15 protein-coding genes are annotated in these 11,972 nt (G+C 56.5%); 10 read left to right on the forward strand and 5 right to left on the reverse strand.

Features of this window, described 5'->3' with window-relative positions:
• Nucleotides 1-26: 26 nt before the first annotated feature.
• Nucleotides 27-884, reverse strand: a complete 858-nt coding sequence (locus tag QQM41_RS01635; protein WP_050819543.1) for an EcsC family protein — start codon at nucleotides 882-884, stop codon at nucleotides 27-29.
• Between the two features lie 226 nt (nucleotides 885-1,110).
• On the opposite strand from QQM41_RS01635, the gene QQM41_RS01640 reads away from it, so the two are divergent.
• Nucleotides 1,111-1,788 (forward strand): hypothetical protein, encoded by a 678-nt coding sequence (locus QQM41_RS01640; protein ID WP_087651406.1) that lies wholly within the window; start codon nucleotides 1,111-1,113, stop codon nucleotides 1,786-1,788.
• A gap of 115 nt (nucleotides 1,789-1,903) precedes the next feature.
• Nucleotides 1,904-2,239 (forward strand): TIGR01244 family sulfur transferase, encoded by a 336-nt coding sequence (locus tag QQM41_RS01645; RefSeq protein WP_003622634.1) that lies wholly within the window; start codon nucleotides 1,904-1,906, stop codon nucleotides 2,237-2,239.
• 108 nt (nucleotides 2,240-2,347) lie between these two features.
• On the opposite strand, the gene QQM41_RS01650 is transcribed toward QQM41_RS01645, so the two are convergent.
• Nucleotides 2,348-2,767: an EVE domain-containing protein gene (locus QQM41_RS01650; RefSeq protein ID WP_339077537.1), complete on the reverse strand. Its 420-nt coding sequence runs from the start codon at nucleotides 2,765-2,767 to the stop codon at nucleotides 2,348-2,350.
• A 2-nt stretch (nucleotides 2,768-2,769) separates the two neighbouring features.
• Nucleotides 2,770-3,063: a YciI family protein gene (locus tag QQM41_RS01655; RefSeq protein ID WP_003622630.1), complete on the reverse strand. Its 294-nt coding sequence runs from the start codon at nucleotides 3,061-3,063 to the stop codon at nucleotides 2,770-2,772.
• A gap of 171 nt (nucleotides 3,064-3,234) precedes the next feature.
• Between QQM41_RS01655 and QQM41_RS01660 the strand changes: the two genes are divergently transcribed.
• From QQM41_RS01660 to ccmI, 7 genes are read left to right on the forward strand one after another with little or no spacing between them, the layout of a single operon-like run.
• Entirely contained in the window at nucleotides 3,235-4,008 is a 774-nt protein-coding gene (locus QQM41_RS01660; RefSeq protein WP_003622628.1) for a heme ABC transporter permease, read from the forward strand.
• Nucleotides 4,005-4,166: a hypothetical protein gene (locus tag QQM41_RS01665; protein WP_003622625.1), complete on the forward strand. Its 162-nt coding sequence runs from the start codon at nucleotides 4,005-4,007 to the stop codon at nucleotides 4,164-4,166. The genes QQM41_RS01660 and QQM41_RS01665 overlap by 4 nt, the downstream gene beginning before the upstream one ends.
• Nucleotides 4,163-4,693, forward strand: a complete 531-nt coding sequence (gene ccmE / locus QQM41_RS01670; RefSeq protein ID WP_050819540.1) for a cytochrome c maturation protein CcmE — start codon at nucleotides 4,163-4,165, stop codon at nucleotides 4,691-4,693. The genes QQM41_RS01665 and ccmE overlap by 4 nt, the downstream gene beginning before the upstream one ends.
• A 37-nt stretch (nucleotides 4,694-4,730) precedes the next feature.
• Nucleotides 4,731-6,716, forward strand: a complete 1,986-nt coding sequence (locus QQM41_RS01675; RefSeq protein ID WP_050819539.1) for a heme lyase CcmF/NrfE family subunit — start codon at nucleotides 4,731-4,733, stop codon at nucleotides 6,714-6,716.
• The gene (locus QQM41_RS01680) at nucleotides 6,713-7,294 is read left to right on the forward strand and encodes a DsbE family thiol:disulfide interchange protein (protein WP_050819538.1); all 582 of its coding nucleotides are present in this window, start codon (nucleotides 6,713-6,715) and stop codon (nucleotides 7,292-7,294) included. Before QQM41_RS01675 ends, QQM41_RS01680 begins: the two co-directional genes overlap by 4 nt.
• Complete coding sequence (locus QQM41_RS01685; RefSeq protein WP_050819537.1) at nucleotides 7,291-7,782, forward strand: cytochrome c-type biogenesis protein; 492 nt, start codon at nucleotides 7,291-7,293, stop codon at nucleotides 7,780-7,782. Before QQM41_RS01680 ends, QQM41_RS01685 begins: the two co-directional genes overlap by 4 nt.
• Nucleotides 7,779-8,510, forward strand: coding sequence for a c-type cytochrome biogenesis protein CcmI (gene ccmI, locus QQM41_RS01690; RefSeq protein WP_339077539.1), 732 nt, complete (start codon nucleotides 7,779-7,781; stop codon nucleotides 8,508-8,510). The genes QQM41_RS01685 and ccmI overlap by 4 nt, the downstream gene beginning before the upstream one ends.
• 28 nt (nucleotides 8,511-8,538) lie before the next feature.
• On the opposite strand, the gene QQM41_RS01695 is transcribed toward ccmI, so the two are convergent.
• Both QQM41_RS01695 and QQM41_RS01700 read right to left on the reverse strand, forming a co-directional pair.
• Nucleotides 8,539-9,066 carry a hypothetical protein gene (locus tag QQM41_RS01695; RefSeq protein ID WP_050819536.1) on the reverse strand — a complete coding sequence of 176 codons (528 nt, stop codon included), beginning with the start codon at nucleotides 9,064-9,066 and terminating at the stop codon, nucleotides 8,539-8,541.
• A gap of 73 nt (nucleotides 9,067-9,139) precedes the next feature.
• Nucleotides 9,140-9,514, reverse strand: a complete 375-nt coding sequence (locus QQM41_RS01700; protein WP_050819535.1) for a YidB family protein — start codon at nucleotides 9,512-9,514, stop codon at nucleotides 9,140-9,142.
• A 241-nt stretch (nucleotides 9,515-9,755) separates the two neighbouring features.
• On the opposite strand from QQM41_RS01700, the gene QQM41_RS01705 reads away from it, so the two are divergent.
• Complete coding sequence (locus QQM41_RS01705) at nucleotides 9,756-11,942, forward strand: FUSC family protein (RefSeq protein ID WP_128105118.1); 2,187 nt, start codon at nucleotides 9,756-9,758, stop codon at nucleotides 11,940-11,942.
• Nucleotides 11,943-11,972 lie beyond the last annotated feature (30 nt).

An 11,972-nucleotide genomic window follows, 5' to 3' on the forward strand; every position in this document is an offset into this window, starting at 1 on the left:
GCTCTCTAGCCTGCGCTCAAAATGGCTTAGGCTTCTGCCCCTCGTTCAGCCAGATCTTCACGCATGGACATGGCAGTATCACGCACAACCGGCCCATGTTCCCGCTCTAGCCGACGAATGGTGAAATGTGCACGGGCCAGCGCACGGTAATGGTTGAAGAACGCCGTGTTCAAAGAGGCCCCACACAGCGCACCTGCTACAGGCATAAGCTGGAGAGAAATTTTCTGCCCAAGCGCCAAACCGTAATGAGAGGCCACTTCGGCAATCAGCATCACAACCGGGCGGCCACGCAGCACGGCGCGGGCCGAGAAATAGCCCAGTTCGCTTTCTTCGCCTGTTCTGCTGTTAGGGAAGGCTTTAAGCGCAAACACTTCCAGACAGGCGCGGCGGGCATCCGGGTCTGATAGGTCTTCCCCTTCCTCCCGCGCAACGCGTGCAATTTCACGCATGATTGTCAGCGTTGTAAAACCAATATCCGGGGCCAGACCAGCCAAACCGCTAAAGCCACCCACTGCGCCAGAAACAGCTACCGCGGCCTGCAAGGCCGGGCCACGCCAGCGGGCTTCTGCCATCTGGCTATCTGCGGGGCCTTTCATGCCCACAATGGCCACATCAAACGCACGCGCAATGGCTGTTTCTGCCAGCCCGCGCATTTTTTCTTCCATATTGGGGGCCATGCCCAAACCGCGCAGGCCCAAACGTGCGGCATGCCCAACGGCACCGCCCATAAGGTCTGCCAGACGCACCAGAACGCCCCGGCCAGATTCCACATCGGCCAGAGCCTGTTCCAGTTCTGCCAGTTCGTGCCCATCCAAAAGCATGGGGGCCAGGGCATTCCCTGCTGTTTTTTGTGTGCTCATCCGTGCCTCTCCTGCCTGCTGCATGCCACGCCCGTTTGCGAACGAAGCAGCGACGCACTCTGGCGCCTTATTTTTCTCTATTCCGTTATAATCATAACAGGCACAGGGCACGAAAAACAGCACCCAGCACCTTATCCGCCCTGCATACGCGGCCCGCGCCGTTGTAAGGCTTGCATAAAGCCCTTACACACTCCAAAGCAGAAATACCGTTCTCCATCCAGGCGCACACCTTATTGCGGAGTATCCTGATATGACCGATCCTTCACCCATCCAGCGTTCTGTACGGCGCTTTCTGCGGCTGGCACCGCTGGCGGCTGTTGTTGCAACCGCAGCCTGCGCCACCCCGCAGGAACAGACATATGAAACCCGGCTGGCTGAAGCACGCACTGCACCAGATCTGTGCCAGTCTGACCGTTTCCACGTTCTGGTGGCCAAAGCATGGGAAAAGGCACATGAAGCCGGTGGTGCTGATGTTGAGGATGCCTCTCCCAACCCCAACACACCTGCGCCAGCCATACAGGTGCAGGCTTCTTCCGCCATGCCGGACGTAAGCTTCCCGCCATATTCACAACGCTCTTGCCGCATGACAGTTCAATCCGGCACGGCAGCGCCTGAAACAGGCTTTTTCACGGTGGCTTACTTCATGCACAACGGAAAGGTGGATACCTCCGTTCCTCTGTGGGATTCTGATAAAGAAGTTTCCGATTACTATAACGAGCTGAAAGAAAAGATCCGCTCTGGCGTGGATATGAACAACCCCACGCTAAAAGCCTGTATGCAGCATTACCCAGCCCTGCACCCAAATAGCACAGACCCAGCCGTGCAGCAGGCCGCTATCAGCCTGCGCGCCCTATTGGTGCGCCACTGCCTGGCAGACCATGCTGCGCTGAAAAACCTGTATTCCGATATGTACTTCATTCACCGCTAAAACAGATACCCAGCGCCTACGCTTTTGGGTCTGGCTGCTTTGATCTTGCATTCAGGCCCAAAAGCCGCATTCTGCGGCTGTTCTTTTTAGCTTAGCTTTTAGGATATATAGTCTCATGCAGTATCATTCTGTTTCCCCCGATTTTGCAGTTTCCCCCCAGATTACGGTGGAAGATATTCCGCTTATTCGGGATGCAGGGTTCAAAACCATTATCTGCAACCGCCCGGATGGCGAAGAAGCCGGTCAGCCTTCTGCTGAAACCATTGGTGAAGCCGCACGCAAGGCTGGTCTTTCCTTTATTGCCATTCCGGTTTCTGCACCGCTCACGCCTTCTTCTGATGCCGTGATTGAAACGCAGGAAGCCATCAACACCCTGCCGGGCCCGATTTTTGCCTATTGCCGTTCTGGCAACCGCTCTGCTCAGGCATGGACACTGGCAACTCAGAGCTAATTTCTGCTCTGCACTGCTTGCAAAAAAGGCCGCCCTTTATGGAGCGGCCTTTTTTGTTGGTTTGTATTGACCCACACACTACAAAATATCGTGAACACGGGCTGTGTTTCAGGTTGGCTCCTGCCACCCGCCCATGTCGCACAAAATCTGCCAGTGTTCTGCCGATACGGGGCAGACAGACAAGCGGGACTGCCGCACCAAAGCCAGATCTTCCAGCGTAGGTTCTGCCTTGATCTGCGCCAGCGTTACCGGTTGGGGCATGGGGGCTATGGCTTTTACATCCACACATACCCATTTATCGGTTTCTGCCGTTGGGTCCGGGTAGCCTTCACGCACCACTTCCACCACGCCAACAATGGCCCGCTGCACGTTGGAATGGTAGAAAAAAGCGCGGTCTCCCGCCTTCATGGCCGCCAGGTTCTTTTTAGCCTGATGGTTGCGCACGCCTGTCCATGGCTCCACGCCATTGGCCACCTGCTCATCCCAGCTAAAGGCATCTGGCTCACTTTTCACCAGCCAATAGGCCATGATTATTCGGCCATCTGGCCATCACGGAACACGGTCCGCAACGGGCGAATAATCACGCTTTCAAACAGGTTTACCTTTGCATACGGGTCTGCCGCCGCAAAACCTTCTGCCGTGGCGCGGTCTGGCGCTTCCAGCAAAACAAGGCTGCCGCAGGGGTTGCCGTTGGCATCTAACTGCGGGCCTGCAAACAGGATACCGTCTTTATGGGCTTCCAGAAATGCCAGATGCTGCGCACGTGTAGCCTTGCGCAGTTCCAGCGCGCCGGGGCGATCCGTACAGGTAATGGCAAACAGCATAATTTCCTCCGTTGTGTTGTGTGGGCAAGACGCCCATGAACAACTGCATCGTGTCAAGAGGCACGGAATGTTGTAAAAGGGGACACAGGTAGTCCTTTTCCCACTTCCGTACGGGAGGTGAAAGAGGAAGACCACAGGATTGAACCAGATACAGATGGAACGGACTGACTTTTGAGCGCCTCTCCGACCTTTGTCGCGCGTACCGGCAATTTTTTCCATCGGTATGCCAATCCCGGCCAGTTTCTTAAGCTGGGGGCACGCCTTCAGCCGTGGCTTACGTGGCCTGCCATACTACTTACCCTTACGGGGCTGGGCTGGGGGCTGTTTTTCTCCCCCGCAGACTGGCAGCAGGGCGATTCCGTGCGCATCATGTATGTGCATGTGCCTGCCGCCATGCTGGCTTCTGCCGGATATGCCGGGTTGGCCATATGCGGCCTACTCTCCCTTGTATGGCGGCACCCGCTGGCTGATCTGGCTGCGGTGGAAATTGGGCCTGTGGGCGCTTCCATCACCGCCCTTTGCCTTGCTACGGGGTCCCTTTGGGGCAAGCCCATGTGGGGCACATGGTGGGTATGGGATGCACGGCTGACCTCCGTTCTGGTGCTGTTTTTTCTGTATCTGGGCCATATCGCGCTTATTCGGGCGTTTGATGATCCGCAGCGTGGCTATAAGGCCGCCGCCATTCTGGCCCTTGCCGGTGCTGTTGATCTGCCCATTATCAAGTTTAGCGTGCAGTGGTGGAATACCCTGCACCAGCCAGACAGCATTACCCTTACGGGCGCGCCCACCATGTCTTCTTCCATGCTGTGGCCTCTGGCTTTGTCTGCCTTGGGCATGGGGCTTGGCTTTGCTGCCATTGTTGTGGCACGCACCCGCGCCGCCGTAATGGAAAGCCGTATTCGCGCCCTGCTGTCCTCCCCCCGCCGTAGAGGCAACGCTGCATGACCCATCTGCCTTATATTGCCGCCAGCTACGGCCTGTTTGCCATTATGGCGCTTGTGTTTTCTGTTGGCGCTGCCCTGCGCCTGAAGCGAGACCGCATCCGGCTGGCCACCCTTGAACAAAAAGCCCCCCGCAAGGCAGGAGCCGCTCCACAATCATGACCCGCAAAACCCGTCGCCTCTGGCTTGTCATTGCCTGCGTGGCGTGCCTTGGCACCGCCGCAGCTTTGATCCTGCGGGCTTTTTCTTCCGATATCGTATTTTTTGTAACACCTTCGCAGGTTATGGCCTCTCCTCCGCCCAAGGATAGAACCGTCAAGCTGGGCGGCATGGTGGTGGCTGGATCTGTCCATCGTGAGCGCAAGGGTGAAACACCTGTTGCAACGTTTAACGTGACCGATGGTCAGGCCGCAGTAACCGTGCATTACGAAGGTATTTTGCCAGATCTGTTCCGTGAAGGCCAAAGCGTTGTGGCCATTGGCACGGTGCAGCCCTCGCATGATTTTGCCGCCACCGAAGTGCTGGCCAAGCATGATGAAACCTACATGCCCAAGGAAGTGGCCGAGGCCCTGAAAAAGGCCGGAAAGTGGGACCCACGCTTTGGCCCGCCCCCCAGTGCGGATAGCTGGAACAAAATGACGGTGCAGGATGCCCGCAAAAACACCGCCACCCAGCCTGCCACCAACTAATATACAGACCTGAAAAAGCGGGAGCCTACCCCCTGACATGCTGAGCCCCGAACTCGGACACTACGCCCTTGCGCTGGCCTGCGTGCTTGCTGCCATACAAGGTATTCTCCCCCTTATGGGTGCACGCCGCCGCGATGTGCGGCTAATGGCACTGGCCCCCGGCCTTGCCATTGGCCAGCTTATTGCGCTGCTAACCTCTTTCCTCTGTCTGGTTTACGCCGCTGTTACGGATGATTTTTCTGTCCAGAACATTGCGGCCAACAGCGCGGTTTCCAAACCGCTGCTGTATAAGATTACCGGCGTATGGGGGAACCACGAAGGCTCCATTCTTTTATGGGCGCTTATTCTGGGCCTGTGCGGCGCGGCTGTTGCGGCTTTTGGGCGCAACCTGCCTTCCGCTTTGCGGGCCCGCGTTATTGGCGTGCTGGGGCTGGTGGCTACCGGGTTTGAACTGTTCTGCCTGACCACGTCTGATCCGTTTGCCCGTATCTGGCCTGCCCCCATGGACGGGCAAGGCATGAACCCCCTGCTGCAAGACCCCGGCTTGGCTTTTCATCCACCCATTCTCTACACGGGTTATGTGGGCTTTGCCGTGCCATTTGCCTTTGCCATTGCCGCCCTGCTGGAAGGCCGGGTGGATGCTGCATGGGGCCGATGGGTGCGCCCGTGGGCTGTGGCCGCTTGGTGCTTTCTTACATGCGGGATCGCCATGGGGTCCTGGTGGTCTTATTACGTGCTGGGTTGGGGCGGTTACTGGTTTTGGGACCCGGTGGAAAATGCCTCCCTCATTCCGTGGCTGACCGGCACCGCCCTTATTCACTCCGCTATTGTAGTGGAAAAGCGCGAAGCCCTTAAAATCTGGACCGTGCTGCTGGCTATTGGCACGTTCTCGTTCTCGCTTTCCGGCACCTTCCTTGTGCGTTCGGGCATCCTGAACTCCGTGCATGCCTTTGCAAACGATCCGGCGCGTGGCGTGTTCATTCTGGGCCTGCTGGCGGTGGTGATTGGTGGTTCTTTGGCGCTATTTGCCTATCGCGCACCATCCCTTACTTCCGGCGGACTGTTTGCCCCGGTCTCGCGCGAAGGGGCATTGGTGCTGAACAACATTCTGCTGTGTTCGCTCTGCGCTGTGGTGCTCACGGGCACAATGTATCCGCCATTTATGTCTCTGCTGTTTGACCGCACCATTTCTGTGGGCAAGCCGTTTTTTGATGCCACCACCATTCCGCTGGCATTGCCGCTGTTCATCTTCATGGGGTTTGGCCCCATGCTACCGTGGAAGCGCGCGCAGCTTTGGCCCATTTTGCAAAAGCTATGGGTGGCGGCTGTTATCACCGCCATTGCCTGCGCCGTTGCGGCCTTTAAGCTTTCTGGCGTTCTGCCCATTCTGTGCGCAGCGGCAGCTATCTGGATTATTGCATCCACCATTACGGATGTTGTGGAACGTGTGCGCCTGTTCCGTGCGCCGTTTGCCACAAGCGTGCAGCGTGCCCGCATGTTGCCACGCGCCATTATTGGCACGGCCATTGCACATATTGGCGTGGGCATTACGGTGCTTGGGCTTTCTGCCATGTCTCAGGCCCAGCATAAAATTGTGGAAGTGCCCATTGGCACCACAGAACATCTGGCTGGGTATGACTGGACACTGACAAACGTAAAGCAGGAACCGGGGCCAAACTACACTGCCATGGTGGGCACGCTGGAAGTGCGGCGTAACGGGCACCTTATTACCGTTATGCACCCTTCCAAACGCAGCTTTAATACGCAAAACCAGACCACAACCGATGTTGCCATCCATACCAACCTGCTGGCAGATCTGTATGGTGTTCTGGGTGATAAACACGGGCCGGATAGCAACCCCACCTACGTGCTGCGCCTGCATTACAACCCGCTGGCCCCATGGATGTGGCTGGGTGCACTGGTTATGGCGTTTGGTGGCGCGCTTTCGCTATCTGACCGTCGTGTGCGTGTGGGTGCGCCGCAGCGTGCCAAATCTTCTGCCGAAATGAGTGCAGCATCATGAGCAATTCAGAAACACCCCCCAATGCATCCCGCCGTCGACTGCTTATGGCTTTGCCATTGGCAGGTGCTGGCGTTGTTGGCGTTGCGTTTTGGAAAATGCTTTCCGGCATGGAGCATGGCTCCTTCAACCCGCATGATATCAACGCACCGGTGCTGAACCGCCCGGTGCCGGATTTTACGCTGCCAGATCAGGCCCCCATGCAGGGCTTTAATACGCAGGATTTACGTAACCTGACGCAGCCTGTGCTGGTGAACTTTTTTGCCTCATGGTGCATTCCCTGCCTTGCGGAAATGCCAACCCTGATGACGCTGAAAGACAAGCTGACCATGTGGGGCATTGCCTACAAGGACAGGCCAGAAAACGCAGAAAACTTTCTCAAACATTCCGGCAACCCGTTCTCCCGCCTTGGGAGTGACCATGAAGGCCGTGTGGGGATTGAATGGGGGATTTCTGGCGTGCCGGAAACATTCCTGATCGGCCCCGGCGGCGTTATCCGCTGGCACACGGCAGCCCCACTTACGGACGATATTCTGAGCCAGACGCTACTACCTTTGGTTGAAAAGTTGAAAACGCCATGAACATGCGCCGTTTTCTGGCAGCCTCCTGCGTTGGGTTCTCCCTTATTGCAGCACCTGCGCTGGTGCTGGCGGTGGATGACCCCATGGAAATGCTGCCCAACCCCAAGGATGAAGCACGGGCCGAGGCCATTGGCTCACAACTGCGCTGCCTTGTCTGCCAGAATGAATCCATTGAGGACAGCAGTGCCGGCTTAGCGCGAGACCTGCGCCGCGTGGTGCGTGAACACGTTGCCAAGGGTGAAAACAACCAGCAGATCATGGACTGGATGGTAAACCGCTATGGCAACTTCATCCGTCTGAAACCAGCATTTTCGTTCAGCACTCTGCTGTTATGGAGCATGCCCGTTCTGGCGCTACTGCTGGGGCTTGTCTCGGCCTTTATCTTTTATCGCCGTCGTGCAGCTGCTCCGCCCTCTCCGCCTCCGCTGACAGAAGAAGAAAAAACCCGGCTGGCCCAGCTGACAAAGGATAAGGATAACGCCCCATGATCTGGCTTTCCATTGCCCTGCTCAGCCTGCTGGCTCTGGCCCCTGCCTGCGCCACTTTATGGAAACGTACCCGTACCGTGCGGGATGAACGCAGCGCCGCCCTTGCCCTGCACGAAGCCCAGTTGGCTGAGGTGGATCGTGACCTCACAATCGGGCTGATAGCCCCAGCGGAGCATGAAATTGCGCGGCTGGAAATTCAGCGCCGTATTCTGGCGGCGGATAAGGCACCATCCTCCGCCGATAATTCTCGCGCTGCCACTGTGGGTTGGATTGGCCTTGGGCTTGCCCCTGTGCTGGCAGTAGGCCTGTATCTGACAAACGGCGTGCCTTCCCTGCCTGCGCAGCCACTTGGGCCTCGCCTTGCTGCCGAGCATATGCAGGACACAAAAAATGACATGCTGGTGGCTCGCCTGAAGCAGACATTGGCCACACTGCCGCCGGGTGACCCTGCCTTGCGCCAAGGGTATCTGCTGCTTGGGCAGGTTGAGGCCTCCCGCGAGCATTATGCTGAAGCTGCGGATGCGTGGAACCATGCTTTAGATATGGGCTTTGATGCTGAACTGGCTGCCCGCACGGCAGAAGCCATTACGCGCACCAATCATCAGGTTACGCCGCAAGCGCTCGCCCTTTTCCGCAAGGCACTGGATACTGCCCCGCAGGATGCAACATGGCGCAGTGCCGTGCAGGCACGTATCGCACAGGGAGAGCACGATCAGGATAACCCCTGATCGGCTGTTTCCCATTACATTTTAAGCGTTAAAGACCGCTGCCTTCTGGGGCCATAACACGGCTCCAGATTTCTTCCTTTGCCCGGCGCTGGGGCGGACGGGGCTGGCAGGAAATAAAATACAGCCCCACTACAAAAACAATATTGGAAAACGCGTTAAACCACATAGCCGAACTAAACGTGACCGGCGATGTAATGGCTTGATAAATCACGTAAAATGTAAACGGAATAGAGATAATGCGCACGCTAATCAGCATGTAGCGCAAGGGGTTGGCTTTGCCCGGCTGCACCAATACACGCAAGCGGCCCAACCCAATAAAAAACGTAACGCACAACGCCCAGACCAGCACGTTGAAGATCATGTTTCCAAAATCATTCATGCCTGTCACAACAAACACGGCAATGATGGAAACGGCAGATAACAGCAAAGAGCCGAGCTGGCAGCTCATCCCCACTTCAAAAGCGGTCAGACGTTCTGGCAGCTTATCTGCCAAAGGCTGGCAGACATCATCCAGCAGCCAGCTATCCATGCGTTTAATGCGTTCGCCCAAATCCATGGCGTAATTCTACCGGATTCATACGCAGGATGCACGCCTTCAACACATGCGCATTGCAGGCGTGCAGAAAATATTACGCCTGTTTGGTTTCTGCACCAGTTTCTGGCAGCACGCCCTGTGGGGTCTGCTTATCTACGGCGGCTGGCAGAAAATGTGCCAGAGCTGTCAGCACGGTATCTGCTGGCAGGCCGGTTTTTTCAATCAGGTTATGCACCATATCGCTGCCCAGAATGGCGCGAATTTCATCTGGCGTGGCAGGCACGTTGCCACCCTGGCTTACCCATGAACGCACTTTATCACCCAGACCAGCCTGATCTGCCCGCGTAAGCAGCGCTTCCAGATTCTGCGGCTGTAGCAAAGACTGCAACTGCTGCTGCAATGCTCCCTGCACATCTACGCCCAGAGCGCTTTCTACCTTACCAAGAATGTTTTGAAGGAAATCAGACATCGCGCCTACTTTCGTTTATCTTAGCTCTACTGCGAGCATAGTATATTCACAGTATTTTTCTATCTGGGAACATGATATCTTATATGCGCAAGATTTATAAATAATTTCCGATCCCACGCGCGTTCATCGCCGGAAGACTGATAGCTGATATGCGTCTGAACCCACAAGGAAAAAGCAGGGAATCAGGCTACCCTGTGCGGCGTTCCTCCCTGTTTTTCGTTGTCAGGATAAAATAGTCGCCGTGCCCAGTCTCCCTCTGTTTATCCTTGACCGGATCGGCCCCCTGCGCAATTTCCGCCCCCTGCACAGGCCGGGTGAACGCGGAAAAATGCCTTTTGCTTGGCTGATCTCCCCCACCCCTGCCGCTATCGGTTTTGCCGTGCGCACCACGGCCGCAGCCCTTCTGGCGTTGGTGATTGCCCTGTGGATGGAACTGGATGACCCACAATGGGCCGCCATGACTGTCTGGATTGTGGCCCAAGGCTCCCGCGGGGAAAGTCTTTCCAAAGCCCGATGGCGTCTGGTGGGCACGGCCATAGGGGTGGTGATGTCCATTACCCTTATTTCGGCCTTTAACCAGAATGCGTGGCTGTTCTTCCCCATTCTGTCCATCTGGGTTGGCGTATGCTGCACCATGGCCACATTGGTGCGTAACTTCCGTTCCTACGCACTGGTGCTGGCCGGTTATACCACCGCCATTATTGCCATTGGCGCCATTCCGCACCCGGAAAACGTGTTTATGACAGCCATGTCCCGCGCATCTTACATTGTGCTGGGCATTGTGTGTGAGGGCACGCTGGCAGGCCTGTTTGCCCATAATCTGGCAGAAACAGCACGCCGCAACATGCGCGATAAACTGCGCACAGCACTTTCCAACGTGTCCACCTCGGTTTCCAGCCTGCTGGCGGGGGATGAGGAAGCCCTAGTGCGTTCCCGCGCCATGTTTGGCCCGCTGATTTCGATCAATGACCAGATCGAGTTTTCCGAAGTGGAAATGGGCCCGCACGGGCATGAAGGGGACCACGCGCGTGCCGCACTGGCTGCGGTTTCCGTATTGCTTTCGCGCGGTTTGGGTATGGCTGTGCGCCTGCAATATGTGCAGACAGACCAGCCAGCTTTCCGCGAGACCGCAGCACATGTGAGCGAGTTTCTGACAACCGTTCCCAACCGGCTGGATTCCGATGAAAGCGTGCAGGAATTGCTGCATGATCTGCAATTACTGCGCGCTGAATGCCATCAACGTGTGGTGGATGCGCTTTCGCAGGAAATTGACACGGCGTTTGATGATAACCCCGCAAACGATACAGATATTCCCGCCCTGCTGGATGGCCGCATCCTGCACAACGCACTGGATGAACTGCTGGGTGAACTGGAACAGGCTATCCGGGAATATGATGCCAGCCAGCACTTTATCCGTGGGGATCACTTCCACTTCCGTCTGCAAGCCCACGTAGATAAGCGCGAAGCCGTTTATAATGGCGTGCGTGCCATGGTGGCCATTACGGCTGCCGGGCTGGTGTGGGAATGTACGGCGTGGCCCGCTGGTTTGGGCTTTATTACCTTTGTGGCCATTGTTTGCGGGCTGTTTGCAACCCGAGAAAACCCTGTTGTTGCCTCCTCACAATTCATGGTGGGGGGCATATGGGCGGCTATTGTTTCATTCTTTCTGGTGTTTCTTGTGCTGCCAACAGAGGCAGATTACGAAATGCTGGTGGGCTCACTCGCCCTGCCCATGATTGCAGGCGGCCTTGCTGCCCGTAATGCTGGCACAGCCCTGCACTCTGCGGCCTATACGCTGCTGCTGCCCAACTTTGTGCATCCGCTCAACCAAGGCCGGCAAAACGAAGTGGCGTGGTTTAACTCCACTGCGGCTGTGTTGTTGGGCGTGTTTTTTGCTGTGCTGATTTTCCGGGCCGTGCTGCCCTTTAACAATAATGCAGAACGCTGGCGCATGCGCCGCACCATGCTGCATGATCTGCGCACATTGGCATCGGCCGAGCCCATGCCCGAAACGCGAGACTGGATTGGCCGCAATATTGATAGGTTTGCCCGCCTGATCCGCCATGCTGGCCCTACGCCTTCCCCCACTATTGAAGGGTGTTTGCAGGGCACGCTGGCAGCCATGACCATCGGGCTGAATATTATCCGTTTGCGTATGCTGCTGAAGCGCAACCAGATTCCGCCTCCAGCCAAGCGCGCCATCGAAATTGTTATGAAACGTATGAGCCGCTTTACAGGTAAATATGGCCACACGGCACACGCTGCACGGGTTGCAACATCTGCCCTGCGCCGCATGGAAGCCATGGAACCCAATATTTCCACCCGTATCGAACTGACACGCGCCATTGCCTACCTGATTGTGGTCTCGCATGAATTGGACGCCAACGCCGTGTTTTTGGATGCCTCCAAGCCCTATCGCGCTGTGTAAACATCCTTCAAATCAAGCTGTTAAAGAGCC

Origin of the sequence: Acetobacter sp. AC2005 (assembly GCF_037901235.1) — a bacterium.
Lineage (GTDB): Bacteria > Pseudomonadota > Alphaproteobacteria > Acetobacterales > Acetobacteraceae > Acetobacter > Acetobacter oryzoeni.